This is a genomic window from Flavobacterium amylolyticum (assembly GCF_048284335.1).
In the GTDB taxonomy this organism is placed as follows: Bacteria; Bacteroidota; Bacteroidia; order Flavobacteriales; family Flavobacteriaceae; genus Flavobacterium.
On sequence record NZ_JBLVPG010000001.1, the window covers coordinates 691,164 to 707,776 of the forward strand.

18 protein-coding genes are annotated in these 16,613 nt (G+C 35.2%); 11 read left to right on the top strand and 7 right to left on the bottom strand.

What is annotated here, in order from left to right:
* Positions 1-57: 57 nt before the first annotated feature.
* Entirely contained in the window at positions 58-1,047 is a 990-nt protein-coding gene (locus ACNQF9_RS03040; protein ID WP_417989612.1) for an NAD-dependent epimerase/dehydratase family protein, read from the top strand.
* Between the two features lie 11 nt (positions 1,048-1,058).
* On the opposite strand, the gene ACNQF9_RS03045 is transcribed toward ACNQF9_RS03040, so the two are convergent.
* Genes ACNQF9_RS03045 through ACNQF9_RS03055 form a run of 3 tightly spaced genes read right to left on the bottom strand, consistent with a single transcriptional unit; the run spans position 1,059 to position 3,574 of the window.
* Positions 1,059-1,484 carry a DUF4296 domain-containing protein gene (locus tag ACNQF9_RS03045; protein ID WP_417989613.1) on the bottom strand — a complete coding sequence of 142 codons (426 nt, stop codon included), beginning with the start codon at positions 1,482-1,484 and terminating at the stop codon, positions 1,059-1,061.
* 11 nt (positions 1,485-1,495) lie between these two features.
* Positions 1,496-2,836: a dihydroorotase gene (locus ACNQF9_RS03050; RefSeq protein ID WP_417989614.1), complete on the bottom strand. Its 1,341-nt coding sequence runs from the start codon at positions 2,834-2,836 to the stop codon at positions 1,496-1,498.
* Between the two features lie 12 nt (positions 2,837-2,848).
* Positions 2,849-3,574, bottom strand: a complete 726-nt coding sequence (locus ACNQF9_RS03055) for a polyprenol monophosphomannose synthase (protein WP_417959391.1) — start codon at positions 3,572-3,574, stop codon at positions 2,849-2,851.
* 105 nt (positions 3,575-3,679) lie between these two features.
* Between ACNQF9_RS03055 and ACNQF9_RS03060 the strand changes: the two genes are divergently transcribed.
* From ACNQF9_RS03060 to ACNQF9_RS03070, 3 genes are all read left to right on the top strand, one after another.
* Positions 3,680-4,351, top strand: a complete 672-nt coding sequence (locus tag ACNQF9_RS03060) for a DUF4271 domain-containing protein (protein ID WP_417989615.1) — start codon at positions 3,680-3,682, stop codon at positions 4,349-4,351.
* A 13-nt stretch (positions 4,352-4,364) separates the two neighbouring features.
* Positions 4,365-5,114, top strand: coding sequence for a uroporphyrinogen-III synthase (locus ACNQF9_RS03065; RefSeq protein ID WP_417958778.1), 750 nt, complete (start codon positions 4,365-4,367; stop codon positions 5,112-5,114).
* 272 nt (positions 5,115-5,386) lie between these two features.
* Positions 5,387-5,857: an Lrp/AsnC ligand binding domain-containing protein gene (locus tag ACNQF9_RS03070; protein ID WP_417989616.1), complete on the top strand. Its 471-nt coding sequence runs from the start codon at positions 5,387-5,389 to the stop codon at positions 5,855-5,857.
* A 95-nt stretch (positions 5,858-5,952) separates the two neighbouring features.
* Here ACNQF9_RS03070 and ACNQF9_RS03075 read toward each other — a convergent pair whose 3' ends face one another.
* Both ACNQF9_RS03075 and ACNQF9_RS03080 read right to left on the bottom strand, forming a co-directional pair.
* Positions 5,953-6,639 carry a zinc metallopeptidase gene (locus ACNQF9_RS03075; RefSeq protein ID WP_208857663.1) on the bottom strand — a complete coding sequence of 229 codons (687 nt, stop codon included), beginning with the start codon at positions 6,637-6,639 and terminating at the stop codon, positions 5,953-5,955.
* A gap of 233 nt (positions 6,640-6,872) precedes the next feature.
* Positions 6,873-9,917 carry a leucine--tRNA ligase gene (locus ACNQF9_RS03080; RefSeq protein WP_417989617.1) on the bottom strand — a complete coding sequence of 1,015 codons (3,045 nt, stop codon included), beginning with the start codon at positions 9,915-9,917 and terminating at the stop codon, positions 6,873-6,875.
* 216 nt (positions 9,918-10,133) lie between these two features.
* Between ACNQF9_RS03080 and ACNQF9_RS03085 the strand changes: the two genes are divergently transcribed.
* The 4 genes from ACNQF9_RS03085 to truB all read left to right on the top strand — a co-directional run bounded on the left by ACNQF9_RS03085 (position 10,134) and on the right by truB (position 12,843).
* Positions 10,134-11,009, top strand: a complete 876-nt coding sequence (locus ACNQF9_RS03085) for a cell division protein FtsX (protein ID WP_417989618.1) — start codon at positions 10,134-10,136, stop codon at positions 11,007-11,009.
* Positions 11,010-11,082: 73 nt separating this feature from the next.
* Complete coding sequence (locus ACNQF9_RS03090) at positions 11,083-11,325, top strand: DUF3098 domain-containing protein (RefSeq protein WP_417958783.1); 243 nt, start codon at positions 11,083-11,085, stop codon at positions 11,323-11,325.
* Positions 11,326-12,135, top strand: coding sequence for an undecaprenyl-diphosphate phosphatase (locus tag ACNQF9_RS03095; protein ID WP_417958784.1), 810 nt, complete (start codon positions 11,326-11,328; stop codon positions 12,133-12,135).
* Between the two features lie 6 nt (positions 12,136-12,141).
* Entirely contained in the window at positions 12,142-12,843 is a 702-nt protein-coding gene (gene truB / locus ACNQF9_RS03100) for a tRNA pseudouridine(55) synthase TruB (RefSeq protein ID WP_417958785.1), read from the top strand.
* Between the two features lie 563 nt (positions 12,844-13,406).
* Here truB and ACNQF9_RS03105 read toward each other — a convergent pair.
* The gene (locus ACNQF9_RS03105; protein WP_417958786.1) at positions 13,407-14,012 is read right to left on the bottom strand and encodes a thioredoxin family protein; all 606 of its coding nucleotides are present in this window, start codon (positions 14,010-14,012) and stop codon (positions 13,407-13,409) included.
* 105 nt (positions 14,013-14,117) lie between these two features.
* On the opposite strand from ACNQF9_RS03105, the gene ACNQF9_RS03110 reads away from it, so the two are divergent.
* The 3 genes from ACNQF9_RS03110 to frr all read left to right on the top strand — a co-directional run bounded on the left by ACNQF9_RS03110 (position 14,118) and on the right by frr (position 16,306).
* On the top strand, positions 14,118-14,897 hold the full coding sequence (locus ACNQF9_RS03110) for a patatin-like phospholipase family protein (protein ID WP_417958787.1): 780 nt from the start codon (positions 14,118-14,120) through the stop codon (positions 14,895-14,897).
* Between the two features lie 67 nt (positions 14,898-14,964).
* The gene (gene pyrH / locus ACNQF9_RS03115) at positions 14,965-15,672 is read left to right on the top strand and encodes a UMP kinase (RefSeq protein ID WP_417958788.1); all 708 of its coding nucleotides are present in this window, start codon (positions 14,965-14,967) and stop codon (positions 15,670-15,672) included.
* Between the two features lie 70 nt (positions 15,673-15,742).
* Positions 15,743-16,306, top strand: a complete 564-nt coding sequence (frr, locus tag ACNQF9_RS03120; protein WP_417958789.1) for a ribosome recycling factor — start codon at positions 15,743-15,745, stop codon at positions 16,304-16,306.
* A 63-nt stretch (positions 16,307-16,369) separates the two neighbouring features.
* Here the strand turns inward: frr and ACNQF9_RS03125 are convergent, their stop codons facing one another.
* Positions 16,370-16,570 (bottom strand): hypothetical protein, encoded by a 201-nt coding sequence (locus ACNQF9_RS03125; protein ID WP_417989619.1) that lies wholly within the window; start codon positions 16,568-16,570, stop codon positions 16,370-16,372.
* Positions 16,571-16,613: the final 43 nt, after the last annotated feature.

Sequence of the window (16,613 nt, forward strand, 5' to 3'; positions counted from 1 at the left end):
TGCATAATTTGAAAATCTATCGGTCTAAAAATCGAACAATCTAATTATCTTTACCAAATGATTTTAGTCACAGGAGGAACCGGTTTAGTAGGCGCACATCTATTGCTTCATTTAATGGAGAAAGGAGAAAAAGCACGTGCCATTTATCGAAGTGTCGCTTCCATAGAGAAAACAAGATCCCTATTCGTTATCTATAAAAAAGAACTGCTATTTGATCAAATTGAATGGGTTCCCGCAGATATTACCGAAGTTCCTTCGTTAGAAATTGCGTTTCAAAATATTGACACCGTGTACCATTGCGCCGCTTTGATCTCTTTTGACCCAAAAGACGAAGATATATTGCGAAAAACAAACATTGAAGGCACAGCGAATATTGTGAATTTCTGTGTTTCCTATAAAATAAAAAAATTGTGTTTTGTAAGTTCTATAGCCACTTTGGGCGATTTACTACCTCACGAAAAATTCATTACCGAAGAAACCGAATGGAATCCGGAAAAGCCACATAGTGATTACGCCATTTCTAAATATGGTGCCGAAATGGAAATCTGGCGTGGACAACAAGAAGGTTTAGATGTAATCATTGTAAATCCAGGCGTTATTCTCGGACCCGGTTATAGAGAACAAGGAAGTGGACAACTTTTTACAAAAGTAAAAAACGGATTGAAATTTTATACGTTGGGTTCAACGGGATTTGTTGCCGTTACTGATGTTGTTCGAATCGCACATCAATTAATGCAAAGTGAAATTAAGAATGAACGCTTTACCCTGATTGCAGAAAATAGTATTTTCCGTGATATTCTCAATACTATGGCCGATTCATTAAATGTGAAAAGACCTGAAATTCATGCAAAGCCCTTTTTTACGGAAATACTTTGGAGATTGGATTGGTTTTCGTCTATTATTTCACAAAGAAAGACAGGATTATTCCAAGCCACTGCTAAAGCTTCGTATTCAAAAAATACCTATTCTAACCACAAGATTAAAGAAACGCTAAAAATAGATTTTACAGACATTCACCAGTATATAAAAGAAATTTCACACCTTTGATTTGATTTATCCTATTTCAATTTTGTGGTATCTCTGACCATTATAACTGGTTTTTTCTTTTTTTGAACAGCCGGCTTCTTTTTCTTTTTTTCCAAAACAATTAAAGAATCCAATCCTTTTTTTCTAGTATCCAGTCTTTTTGTAATTTGATCAAACATCAATTTGTATTCCTCAAAATCGGCCGCGTAATACACATTACTTTTGGCAAACTGAAGGCTGTCTATTTTATATTTTTTATAAATAAAATCTCTTGGATTAATTTTAAAAGTATCTAATGAGGCGGGATTTTGATACTTTATAGCCTCCAAAATTGATAAATCATACATAATATCAACCATAACATCCTTCTCGATAAGACGTACCGGTTTTTGGACTACTTTGTCCTTGCAGCTTATTAAAAGAGTCAGTAACGCTAAAAATGTTATAACTTTTCTCATTGGTCAAATTTTTATCGGTCGAACAACAAACGTTTCCCAGCACGAATATCCTTCACTTTAAAAGCAGTGTAGACTAATTGTCCGTTTACAAAAGTATGCGTAATCCTAGATTTAAAAGTAAAACCTTCAAATGGAGACCAACCACATTTAGCCAAAATATTTTCTTTTTTCACGCTCCACGGCAAACCCGAATTTACAATCACCAAATCCGCATAATATCCTTCTTTAATAAAACCACGCTTTTCTATTTTAAAAATTTTGGCTGGATTGTGACACATTTTTTCTACAATCTTTTCAATACTTATTTTTCCTTGATGATACGCTTCAAACATAGCAACCACAGCATGTTGTACTAATGGACCACCAGAAGGCGCCTTCAAATACGATTGTTTTTTTTCTTCTAATGTATGTGGCGCATGATCTGTTGCAATTACATCAATTCTATCATCCAGTAAAGCTTCCCAAAGTACTTTTCTATCATTTACTGTTTTTACAGCGGGGTTCCATTTAATTAAATTCCCTTTAGTGGCATAATCGTCGTTAGTAAACCACAAATGATGTACACAAACTTCAGCAGTAATTTTCTTGTCCTCTAATGGAATTTTGTTTGTAAACAAATCCATTTCTTTGGCAGTCGAAAGATGAAAAATATGCAAACGAGCTCCTGTTTTTTTAGCCAACGCCACCGCTTTAGAAGAGGAAATATAACAAGCTTCCTCGCTTCGGATCAGGTGGTGAACAGTAACTGGGACATCCTCTCCAAATTCAGCTTTGTATTTTTCTAAATTACTCTTGACAGTCGCTTCGTCTTCACAATGCACCGCAATAAGCATCGGTGTACTTGAAAATATTTTTTCTAGAGTAGCTTCATTGTCAACTAACATATTGCCTGTTGAGGAGCCTAAAAATATTTTTATTCCGGCAACATTCTTGGGATTTGTTTTTAGAACTTCCTCTAAATTATCATTGGTAGCTCCCATCATAAAGGAATAATTAGCATAGGACTTTTGTGCTGCCAATACGTATTTTTCTTCCAGTATTTCCTGCGTAACCGCATTTGGAATCGTGTTGGGCTGTTCAATGTAGGACGTAATTCCTCCTGCAACTGCCGCTTTAGATTCTGATTCAATATCCCCTTTATAGGTAAGTCCTGGTTCTCTAAAATGTACTTGATCATCAATTGCACCCGGCATCAAATAATTACCCTCGGCGTCAATGATTATACATTCAGAAGATTTAGCACTGATACTTTCTGAAATTTCAACAATTAAGTCATTCTCAATTAATACGTCACCTTCAAAAATCACACCCTCATTTACTATTTTGGCATTCTTAATTAAAACCCTGTTCATCCTATCTTTTTCTTATAATGTGTTGAATATTCTTTTTAATCTAAGTGCAATAACACCAAAAACAGCTTCAATAATTATCGAATTGCTCATCTTGGATTGCCCTTTGGTTCTGTCGGTAAAAATAATTGGGACTTCCGAAATTTGAAATTTTTTACAATACGTCCTGTATTTCATTTCTATTTGAAAGGCATAACCTACAAATTTTATATCTTTTAACTTTATATCTTCTAAAACTTTTCTTTTGTAACAAACAAAACCAGCGGTAGCATCATGAATTTTCATTCCAGTAACCATGCGTACGTATACTGATGCAAAATAGGACATTAACACGCGGCTTAATGGCCAGTTTACCACATTTACTCCAGTAACGTATCGAGACCCAATTGCTAGGTCAGCATCCCCAAAATGACAAGCGCTATATAATTTTTCTAAATCGTTTGGATTGTGAGAAAAATCGGCGTCCATTTCGAAAATATATTCATATTTATGCTTCAATGCCCACCTAAAGCCGTGTACATAAGCCGTTCCCAGACCTGATTTTTTGTTTCTTTTTTCCAAAAATAATCTGCCCTCAAATTCTGACTGAAGCAAAACTACCTTGTCAGCGGTGCGATCCGGAGAATTATCATCAATAATTAGAACATGAAAAGGTTTATGTTGCGAAAGCACTGATCGAATAATGCTTTCAATATTTTCAATTTCGTTATAGGTAGGAATTATAACAATACAATCATTCATGTTTTCAACTAATTTCCCAGCAAAAGTAAACTTTTTATGCCATTTCATCCTTATTAAAATTATAATAAAAAGAATGATATAAAAAATTAGTAATTTTGCACCGTTATGATCGAAACTATACTTCATCCAAGAATAACAGAGAGCAAAGACTGGGCTACTGCCCTTTTTGTTTTATCATTTGCTATTATTGCAATTACTAAATCTGTTTTCGAAAATAGATTTGGGGATTTTGCAAATCTGTTTTTTTCTAATAAATATACCAATGTTTATAGAGATAGCAGCCATTTAAAAAGTACGTTTACGGTATCTTTATTTTTTGTTCAAGTTATTTCACTTGCTTTCTTCATTCAAATTTCGCTCAGCTATTTTGGTTATGCCTCAAAAACGGATTGGCTCCTGTACATTCAGATATTTACCTTTCTGGTTTTCTTCATTTTATCTAAATATTTGGTAGAAAAAATAATTGCCACATCCTTTAATATTGAAGAGTTTATGGAGCATTTTAACCTCCAAAAGGTAACTTACAGAACCTATATTGGGTTATTGATACTGCCTTTAAATATAATTTTGTTTTATTACGACTCAATTTCAAGAAATATTCCCTTAATTATCATATCTATAATTCTTATAATCAATACATTAACTTATTTTATTTTAATAAAAAATTATAGAAATTTAATATTCGGTAAGTTGTTTTATTTTATTTTATATCTTTGCGCTCTCGAAATAGCTCCCTATTATTTTATGTATTACTGGTTTACGAAAGGGAGTGCTTAGAAAAAGTTAAAATATGAAAGTGAAAACAATTTTGGTGTCACAACCCGAGCCTAAGGTGGAAAATTCACCTTACTTTGAACTTCAACAAAAGCATAAAGTAAAAATTGATTTCAGGCCTTTTATTCACGTTGAAGGAGTTAATGCAAAAGAGATTAGACTTCAAAAGATTGATCTCAACCATTACACTGCCATTATCTTAACGAGTAAAAATGCTGTTGACCACTTTTTCAGAGTAGCCGATGAAATGCGTTTTAAAGTTCCGGAAGGATTAAAATATTTCTGTCAATCAGAAGCAATCGCTTTTTACCTGCAAAAATATGTAGTCTACAGAAAACGTAAAATTTACGTTGGACCTAAAGATTTTGCAGATTTATCTCCATTGATAAAAAAATACAAAGACGAAAAGTTCTTGTTACCTGCTTCAGACCAATTAAATGCTGATGCGCCCATAACGTTAAATGCATTAAAAGTAGACTGGACACCTGCCATTTTTTACAAAACGGTAATGAGTGATCTATCGGATCTAGCTGATGTATATTATGATGTTTTGGCTTTCTTTAGCCCAACTGGAATAAAATCACTATTTATGAACTTCCCGGACTTCGAACAAAACAACACTCGAATTGCAGTTTTTGGAAGCACAACTCAAAAAGAAGCATTAGATCACGGCTTGAGAGTAGATATTCTTGCCCCAACACCTGCAACACCTTCCATGACAATGGCTTTAGAAAAATACATTACTGAAGCGAATAAAGGAAAATAAAAAATACTTTCTGATACAATTACCATAGCCATTCACAACCTGAATGGCTTTTTTATGGCCCTAAATATAAAATTGCGTTCTGTTTCTTTATCGGGTATTAATGATCCGTATAAATTCTATTAACAGTTCAAGCGCAGTCGATAATTTTTTTAGTATCTAGACTGCGCTCAATGTAACAAAAAACACAATAAATAATGGATTAAATCATTTTTTAATTAAATTTGATTTACAATGTAAATAAATTTTCTTATTTTAGTTTAAAACAACAACTTATGAAAATCAATTCGCTAGTAGTAGAAATAGACGGTATCGATAAAGAAATCTTACGCGACTTGATGGAAGATGCCCGAAAGCCAATTCTTCAGATCGCCAACAAAATAGGGATTTCAGGAGCTGCGATTCACCAGCGTTTGCGAAAACTAGAACAGTCTGGCGTTATTTCGGGATCAAAATTTACGGTAAACAATAAAATTCTAGGCTACAACACCATGGCTTTCGTTGGGATTTATCTGGACAAAGCAGCTCGAAATCCAGAAGCAGTACGTGATTTAAAAAAAATTCCGGAAGTATTAGAGTGCCATTATACCACTGGAAACTGGTCAATATTAATCAAGATTATTTGTAGAGATAATGAACATTTAATGCATTTGCTCAACACCAAGATTCAAGCGATAGAAGGCGTTTCCAGAACAGAAACTTTTATTTCTTTAGACCAACAAATTGAAAGACAAATTCAACTGTAGGTTTTTGGTTGAATCAGTTAATCGTCGATATGCTAATTACCAAAAAATCCGTCTTGTTTTTTACACGAGACGGATTTGTATTTTCAAGCGAATATCTAATTTCTTCTTCCACCCATATAAATCGAAACATAATACAAGAGTGTGGCAATAGATCCTAAAGCGGCCACTACATAAGTTCTGGCAGCCCACTTCAAGGAATCTTTAGCTCCAGCATGTTCTTGTGGCGTCAGCATTCTTTTGTTTTCTAACCACGCCAAAGCCCGATTACTAGCATCATATTCGACCGGCAAAGTGACTATAGAAAACAAAGTAGTTGCTGCAAAAATGATAATCCCCACCAGTAGTAATTGTGGAAAAGTCTTCATCATCAAGATTCCTCCTAGCAAAATCCACTGCATGTACGTAGAAGCTACATTTACCACAGGCACTAATTTAGAGCGCATGGTTAGCCACTGATACCCGACGGCATGTTGCACGGCATGTCCACATTCATGCGCCGCAACAGCTGCCGCAGCCGCATTTCTTTGATTATAGACCGCTTCACTTAAATTCACTGTTTTGTCTGCTGGATTGTAATGATCCGTTAAACGTCCTGGTGTAGAGATTACTCGTACATCACGAATACCGTTATCGGCAAGCATTTTCTCGGCGATTTCTGCGCCAGACATTCCGTTTTGCAATTGTAATTTAGAATAATGTTCAAATTTACTTTTTAGTCTTGAACTAACTAACCAGCTGAAAAGCATAATTGCTCCGGCAAGAATCAAATAACCCATTCCCATATTTTTGTTTTTTAATTGTATTGTTTAAAGTTATAAAAGAAACATCAAAATCTGAACCAATTTTTTACAATGTCAATTTGGCATTCCTGAAATAGAACGCGAATAACACAGTTGAAACAAATTTTATGGATTGAAATAAAAAAATCCAAATTCTAAATATAGAATTTGGATTTTTTTATATTATATAGAGACGCACCGTAGAGATGCACTGCAGTGCGTCTCTACAACAAACGTTATCCCACCAAATTAATAATTTTTCCCGGAACAATAATCACCTTGTTTGGCGTTTTTCCTTCTAATTGTTTGATGGTTCTTTCGTCTTTCATTACGATTTCCTCGATTTGTTCCTTGGTTAAATCCAAAGGCAAAACCATTGTGAAACGCATTTTCCCATTAAAAGAAACGGGATATTCTTTGCTGCTTTCTACCAAATGTGCTGGTTCAAATATTGGAAAATCAACTGTCGCAATAGAACCTGTATTTCCTAACAACGACCATAATTCCTCAGCAATATGCGGTGCATAAGGCGAAATCACAATTGCTAATGGTTCCAGAATTGTACGTGAATGACAGCTTTGAGTAGACAATTCATTCACACAAATCATAAACTGAGAAACTGATGTATTGAAAGAAAAACTCTCAATATCTTCCGCTACTTTTTTGATGGTTTTGTGCAATGATTTTAAGTTGTCTTTGGTTGGCGCATCATTGGTCACAATCAAACCATTTTCATCAAAATACAAACGACACAGTTTTTTCAAAAATCCAAATACGCCCGAAATTCCTGCCGTGTTCCAAGGTTTCGCTTGTTCCAATGGCCCTAAGAACATTTCATACAAACGCAACGTATCAGCTCCGTATTCGTTACAAATATCATCTGGCGTAACTACATTGTACTTCGATTTCGACATTTTTTCGACATCGCGACCTACAATATATTTTCCGTTTTCTTCTGTAATAAATTCTGCATTTGCATAATCCTCTCTCCAGCTTTTGAATCTCTCAATATCTAATTCGTCAGAAGTGTTAACCATTGAAACATCAGCATGTTTTGGCCATAAACAAATATCCCCCACAGTGTTGATAACATCTCCGCCTGGAAAATTACGCCTTAATGTCTTTACATAAAACTGTCTAGCAGATTCTATTTCTTCTAAATCACCTTTAATAATTTTATCATATTTTGACTTAGTCATAAAGAAAGAAGCCATCTTTTCTATCATTCTATTGCCTTCGTCTTTTATATATAAAGATTCGGTAGCCCACGAAAACTGATAAACAAAAGCACTCATCCCCAAAATCATTCCCTGATTAATCAGTTTTTTGAATGGTTCTTCGGTAGGTGCAAAACCTTTGTCTTTTAGGAATTTGTTCCAAAAACGAGAATACAATAAATGTCCGGTGGCGTGTTCGCTTCCGCCAATGTATAAATCAACGCTCTCCCAATATGCCAGGGCGTCTTTGCTCGCAAACTCATTCTCATTATGCGCATCCATATACCGCATCCAGTACCATGAACTTCCCGCCCAACCTGGCATCGTGTTCAATTCAAGAGGATGAATTGTTTTATTGTCGACTAAATCCGTACTAACTACTGAATTCGTGTCTGTATTCCAAGCCCAAACCAAAGCGTTTCCTAAGGGCGGTAAACCATCTTCGGTTGGTAGGTATTTCTCTACTTCTGGCAAAATGATTGGCAAATGTTGCGCATCAATCATTTGCGGCAATCCATTAACATAATATACCGGAAACGGCTCTCCCCAATACCGCTGGCGAGAGAAAACGGCATCACGCAAACGGTAATTCGTTTTTCCTTTTCCTTGGTTTAGTTTTTCTAATTCTTCTATCGCTTTTTTAGTGGCTTCTTTGTACGTCAATCCGTTTAGGAAATCCGAATTAGCAATAATCACATTGTCTTTCGAACCGTATGCAACCTCAGAAATATCCACATTTGCAAAAATGTTTTTGATTTCCTGCATTCCGTTTTGACCTTTGAAGAAATTCGCAAAAGCAAAATCTCTTTCGTCGCCACAAGGAACCGCCATAACCGCGCCTGTTCCATAACCTGCCAAAACATAATCCCCAATCCAAACCGGAATTGGCTCTTTGGTAAAAGGATGTTCCGCATACGCTCCGGTGAATACTCCTGAAATGGTCTTTACATCAGCCATACGTTCTCTTTCGGATCGTTTTGACGTTTTTTCTATATACGCTTCTACTGCTGCTTTTTGTTCCGGAGTGGTGATTTGTGCTACCAATTCGTGTTCCGGAGCCAAAGTCATGAACGTAACTCCAAAAATCGTATCAGGACGGGTTGTAAACACATCGATATATTGTTGCTCACTTTCGACTTTCGACTTTTTACTTTCGACTTTAAAAGAAACTGTCGCCCCAACGGATTTTCCAATCCAGTTTCTTTGGCTTTCTTTGATGCTTTCGCTCCAATCGATATCGTTCAAACCTAGCAACAAACGTTCCGCATAAGCTGAAATTCGCATGCTCCATTGGGTCATTTTCTTGCGAACAACCGTAAAACCGCCACGTTCTGAAACGCCATTTACAATTTCGTCATTCGCCAACACTGTTCCTAATCCAGGACACCAGTTGACCTCAGTCTCGGCTAAATAAGTCAATCTGTATTGCAATAAAATCCGCTCTTGTTGTTCCTTTACGAAAGAACACCAGTCTTCTGCTGAAAAAGCTTCAATAGTATCATCGCAGACCGCATTAACAGTTGCGTTCCCTTCCGTTGAAAAAATGGAAACCAAAGTCGAAATATCTTCGGCTTTGTCGCTGTTTTTATTGTACCAAGAATTGAATAATTGAATAAAAATCCATTGGGTGTGTTTGTAATAATCCGGATTTGACGTGCGCACTTCTCTACTCCAATCGAAAGAGAATCCAATTTTGTCCAATTGCTTTCTGTAACCGGCAATTTTATTTCCTTCCTTATCGGTTCCTCCATCAATATTTACTGAAGTAGTATCCTCAGGACGTTGCCCCGTTTGTATGGCATATTGTTCCGCTGGCAATCCAAAACTGTCGTAGCCCATGGGATGCAACACATTAAAACCCTGATGTCTTTTGTATCTGGAATACACATCTGAGGCAATATATCCCAATGGATGTCCTACGTGCAATCCCGCTCCAGATGGATACGGAAACATATCAAGTACGTAATATTTAGGCTTTTCTGAGTTATTTTCGGCTTTAAACGTTTCGTTTTCTAACCAATATTGCTGCCATTTGGCCTCTATTTCGTTCGGATTGTATTTCATTCTACTTTCTTAATTGTTTTTTAATGGAGTCATGCTTTAACACACTCAAGTCTTTTAGCTATTTATTTTTACTCATTCAGGGTTTGGAACGCTGAATGGGTTGTGAAATTTCAGGTCGCAAATTTACGTTTATTGTACTAAAGTTGAAACTTTGAGCGTTATTAACTTTAAATAAAGAAATTCTTTGTTATTTTTACCCAATAATTTCAGTAAACTATGAGTTCTTCTTTTGATAATTTCCAAAAACGTCGCTTAATTTCCTCTTATTTTTCAGTAGTGCTAAGTGTATTCTTAGTTTTATTTCTATTGGGAATGTTGGGTCTTTTCATTATAAATTCTAAAAAATTGGCGAATGATTTCAAGGAAAATATTGCCATGACTGTTTTTTTCAAAAACGAAGCCAATGACAGTATTGTAAAAAGTTTTGGAACTGAATTAAAATCAAGTCCTTTTGTTAAATCTTCTAATTACGTGACCAAAGAAGCTGCCGCCAAAGAACATACCGACATTATTGGTGAAGATTTCATGGAGTTTTTAGGTGAAAATCCTTTGCAAAATTCTTATGATATTCATTTAAAAGGGGACTATGTGGTTAAAGACAGTATCACAAAAATTGAAACGGGCTTACGTAAAAACACCATGATTTCAGATATTGTTTATGACAAACAATTAGTAAACTTAGTGAATGACAATATCAAAAAAGTGAGTATGTGGATTTTAATAATCAGCGGATTCTTAGCTGTCATAGCCGTGTTACTTATTAATAGCTCTTTGCGTTTATCAATTCACTCCAATCGATTTATCATAAAAACCATGCAAATGGTAGGTGCAACAAAGTCATTTATCAGAAAACCTTTTGTAATGCGCAGTATAAAATTAGGAATGATTGGCGCAGCTTTGGCTGTTATAGCGCTAATTGGCGTATTAATTTATGTGGAAACCAGTTTCCCGAATCTTGGAATTTTAGAAGACAAAACTTTAATCGGTTTGGTCCTATTGGCAGTTTTAGGAATTGGAGTACTGATCACTTGGTTGAGTACGTATTTTGCAACACAACGCTTCTTGAATTTAAGAACTGACGATTTATACTAATTTTTATTCGTTGATTTCGTTCTTTGATTAACACAAATTCTCACCATTCCGCTTTTTAAATCAATCTCTCAAAATGAATAATAACGAACAAAACCCAGAATTTCTTTTTGACAAAATAAATTATAAAATTCTATTAATCGGAATTGGAGTAATTGCATTAGGCTTTATTCTAATGTCTGGCGGAGGGAGTGATGATCCAACCATATTTAGTGAGGATATCTTTAATTTCAGACGCATTCGATTGGCTCCTACTACTGTACTAATCGGTTTTGGCATTACTGTTTATGCGATTCTTAAAAATCCAAAAAAAGCATAAATGAATACATTACAGGCTTTTTTAATTGCTGTTATAGAGGGATTAACAGAATATCTTCCTGTTTCCTCGACGGCTCACATGGTTTTTTTAAGTTCTTATTTTGGAATTCAAACGGATGATTTTGTAAAACTTTTTCAAGTTTCCATTCAATTTGGAGCCATCCTAGCGGTTGTGGCGTTGTATTGGAAGAAATTTTTCGATTTCTCGAAGTTCAACTTTTATATTAAACTCATTTGTGCTGTAATTCCTGCTTTGGTTTTAGGGAAATTATTTGATGATAAGATTGAAGCAGTTCTGGGAGATCCAATTCCTATAGCGATTGTGTTAATTTTAGGTGGTATAATTCTGCTTTTTATTGACAGTCGCTTTCAAAGCCCTACTGTTATTCAAGAAGAAGATATCACTATAAAAAAAGCCGTGATTATTGGTTTCTGGCAATGTTTAGCGATGATGCCCGGAACAAGTCGGTCTGCTGCGTCCATAATTGGCGGTATGCAACAAGGGTTAACGCGTCATGCAGCTGCAGAATTCTCTTTTTTCTTGGCAGTCCCAACAATGATGGCAGTAACATGCTACTCCGTATTCTTAAAGACATACGAAACTTCACAAATGAAAGGCTATGAATTAATTTTAAAGTCAAACGAAAACATACAATTATTCCTGATTGGTAATGTCGTTGCTTTTATCGTTGCCATTATAGCTATTAAATTCTTTATTGAAATCATTAAAAAATACGGATTCAAACCTTGGGGATGGTACCGCATAATAGTAGGTGTATTTCTATTGATTTACTTTTCATATTTTAAATAAATTCCTTTGAAGACAGCTGAAGATTTCCAAAACGGACAAATTTTACTAATTGATAAACCTTTAAATTGGACTTCTTTTCAGGCAGTTAATAAATTGAAATGGGCTTTGATTAGCAAACTCAATCTCCCAAAAAAGTTTAAGATTGGCCATGCAGGAACTCTAGATCCACTAGCGACAGGATTGCTATTAGTTTGTACAGGTAAATTCACTAAAAGAATTACAGAACTTCAGGGTCAAGCCAAAGAATATACCGGGACATTTTATATTGGAGCCACTACACCGTCTTATGATTTAGAAACCGAAATTGATCAAACATTTCCAACGGAGCATATTGATAAGGCTTTAATTCATAAAACAGTTGAACAGTTTTTAGGCGAAATTGATCAAAAACCACCCATTTACTCTGCTATAAAAAAAGATGGTGTACGTCTTTACGAGCATGCCAGAGCAGGAGAAACTGTGGAGATAGCGAGCCGAAAAACAACAATACATGAATTTGAAATTACCAGAATCGCAGTACCGGAAGTCGACTTTAGAGTAGTTTGCAGCAAAGGAACTTACATTCGTTCTCTGGCTTTTGATTTTGGACACGCCATGAACTCCGGCTCTCATTTAACCGCTTTGCGTAGAACTAAAATTGGAGATTACAATGTGACTGCAGCAATTGACTTAACTCTATTCGAAGAAAATTTGGTTCCCCATTTGTAATCACAAAACAAAAACACATGACAAATAAATACTAATTTGAATTTGCAATGTGTTTTTTCTAAAATTAAAGTAGTTTTGAACCATACTCTCTTTCTTAACGGTATTGGATTAATAATGCGATATGCTTTCTCCTCCAAATAGCAAATACGATAAGTAATCATACACTCTTTCAAATAGCTTTTTCATAACGATGTTTTTTTAATTGTTAAACAATATTTAAACACCATAATAAAAGTAAATCAAATGGCAAATCTGGCTGGCGATTACTAATTTAATACTTTTTTTTGACATACAAATAAAAAAACACAAAAAACATATATACAATGCTTTGACAAACAGAAGATTACTTATTTATATAGTGCTTTTGGTATGATTAACATTTTGGTAAAACAACAATAACTTAAAGTTAAAATCAATTTAATAATCGTTTCTAGCATCAATAACGCACCCATGTGAACGAATTAAATTTTATATGATATACATTCCAACACTTAATTGAGGACGTTACTTAGAGTACAAAAAATGGCTTTTGTATTTTATCGGCTAGCAAACATTTTAAAATTCTATTCTTCCAAACTAACCATAAGACTGAGCAATTCATTCTGCGTGCTTAGTCCTTTATCTTGTAAATACCATAATTGCAAGTTCGTTTTAGCCGTTTCATCGATACTGCCAAATTCTTTTTTATAGGTATTAATTAAATCGGTAGCTCCGCTGGGCCTTGGTCCCCACTTACCAAGAACACTTCCTGTTTCTTTATCAACCACTATTACTATTGGGATTGACTTCTTTTTATTAGTCAAAAACAATTTCATCAATTCCTCATTTTCATCGCGCAGTACAATTTTAAGATCTATTTTACCAGAATCAACCGCCATTTTATTCATAATTGGCAAAAGCTGCGCCGCATCTCCACACCACCCTTCAGAAATAACTAACCAAATGTATTCTCTTTTTAAGTTTTGCAATTGCCGCACATTGTCCTCCGTAATTTTCATCGTTTTATCTAACCGATTCATTCGGGTTTCATTTAATGCACTGTACTGTTGTAAATCTTCTGATTGTTCATTACCTGTTGACTTTCCTTCAAGCAGTAAATCTGAAATTAATTTTCGATACTCTAAATAGGAATGACTGTTAAACAACGCTTTAGCTATTGGAACTTTCATAATTAATTATTTGTTTTCACAAAGTTACCATAAAATTGGAGCATAAATAAGACATATATCACTTTCAATTGAGCAAAAAGAGTAATTTTATACCAAATAGGTAAGATGGATTTAAAAACAAAATCGATTGGACTGGTCCTTTCCGGTGGAGGCTCTAAAGGTCTAGCACATGCCGGAGTCATAAAATTTTTAGAAGAACAAAACATTCACCCTTCACAAATGGCGGGAACAAGTGCTGGCTCAATCGTAGGAGCCTTGTATGCTTGGGGGAAAACACCCGAAGAAATTTTAGAGTTTTTTAAATCAATCTATCTGTTTCACTGGAAACACCTAACGTTTAAAAAAGCAGGTTTAATTGATTCCGAATCCTTCCGGAGTTATTTTCATAGTATTTTTAATGATGCCGTTTTAGGTGATTTGAAAATTCCCATTCAGATTACGGCAACCGATATGGTTCGCGGAAAACTAAAGATATTTGGTCCAAAAACAAAAATAGTTGATGCGATCTTAGCTTCATCAGCATTTCCAGGAATTTTATCTCCTTATGCGATAGAAGGAAGTGTATACAGTGACGGCGGCATATTAAACCACTTTCCCACGGATATTTTACAAGGCCAATGCGATACTGTAATTGGGGTTTATGTAAGTCCGATACAAAAAATTGAAGCAAAAGATTTGAATTCAATCAAAGCGGTGACCACCCGAGCTTTTGATATTCTTTCAGCAAATTCTAATATACATAAATTCAATATCTGTGATTGGGTGATAGAACCAAAAGATTTATGTCTCTACAGCACCTTTGAAACCAGCAAAGTTAAGATGGATGCCGTTTTCAACATTGGCTATGAAGCCGCAAAAAAATCGTTCGAAAAACTTACTTTATAAACTTTAAGCAAGGTTATTGTAAAAAAAAAGAATATTCTATATTTGCACCAATCAACTCAACACACACATGAAATACAAAAGAATTCTTCTGAAACTAAGTGGCGAAGCTTTAATGGGCGACTTGCAATACGGAATTGACCCAAAAAGACTCGCTGAGTATGCTGACGAAATCAAGCAAATTCATGAAAAAGGAGTAGAAATAGCCATTGTAATTGGTGGTGGAAATATTTTTAGAGGAGTTGCAGGAGCCAGCGCAGGAATGGATAGAGTGCAAGGGGATTACATGGGCATGTTGGCCACTGTGATCAACGGAATGGCGTTACAAGGGGCGCTTGAAGAAAAAGGAATGAAAACCCGTTTACAAACAGCGCTAAAAATGGAATCTATCGCGGAACCATACATCAAAAGAAGAGCGGATCGCCATCTCGAAAAAGGAAGAATCGTAATCTTTGGGGCTGGAACTGGAAATCCTTATTTCACTACAGATACTGCAGCCGTTTTACGAGGTATAGAAATTAATGCTAATGTGATCCTAAAAGGAACTCGTGTGGATGGCATTTATGATTCGGATCCTGAGAAAAATGAATCTGCGGTGAAATTTGACCACATTACCTTTGACGATGTTCTAAAAAAAGGATTGAATGTGATGGATACCACTGCATTTACGCTAAGCCAGGAAAATAAATTACCAATCGTGGTTTTCGATATGAATACAGTAGGCAACCTACTGAAAATATGTGAAGGAGAAAATATAGGAACCGTAGTAAATATATAGTTAATGGTTCTTGGTTTTAGCTGTTGGATTTCTCCAAATTTCTAAAACCCAAAACCCAAAACCTTAAAAAATGACTGAAGAAATAGAATTTATATTAGATAGCACCAAGGAATCCATGACCGGTTCTATTGCGCATTTAGAGAAAGAATTTTTGAATATACGCGCCGGAAAGGCATCTCCAGCTATGCTAGGAAGTGTTTTTGTTGATTATTATGGCTCTGCAACACCGCTGTCACAAGTGTCAAAAATCAGTGTTCCTGATGCCAGAACAATTACCTTACAGCCTTTTGAAAAAAATATGCTACACGTAATTGAAAAAGCAATTATGGTGGCTAACATTGGTTTTAATCCAATGAATAACGGTGATGTAATTATCATCAGTGTTCCCGCACTGACGGAAGAGAGAAGACGCGATCTTGCCAAACAAGCCAAAGTAGAAGCTGAAGATGCTAAAGTGGGTATTAGAAATGCAAGAAAAGATGCTAATACTGATATTAAAAAACTAGAAAAAGAAGGGACCTCCGAAGACATTTGCAAAAGTGCCGAAGAAGAAGTTCAAAACTTAACCAATAGTTACATCCGGAAAATAGATGAACTTTTAGTGGTGAAAGAAGCCGAAATCATGAAGGTTTAATTCCCTTTCAATTATATTAAAATTCGTTGGCTAAATTAAGTGCAGCCAAAATTTTTGATGAATTTATAATTGATTTTCACAACAATGAACACGATACTGCAACGGGCTCATTGTTGTGAAAATCGAAATCATTCTAATCAATTGCTCGTCAGTAGTTCCTGTGAAATCGGTAATTTCTTTACTAGATAAATCCAAATCCATAACGCCGTTCAATTGACCCAACTTTTTATGAATATACAATAATGGACATCCTAACTTAGCCAACACAGAAAGTTAAGAAATAATCTTAATTTTAACCTACGAAACA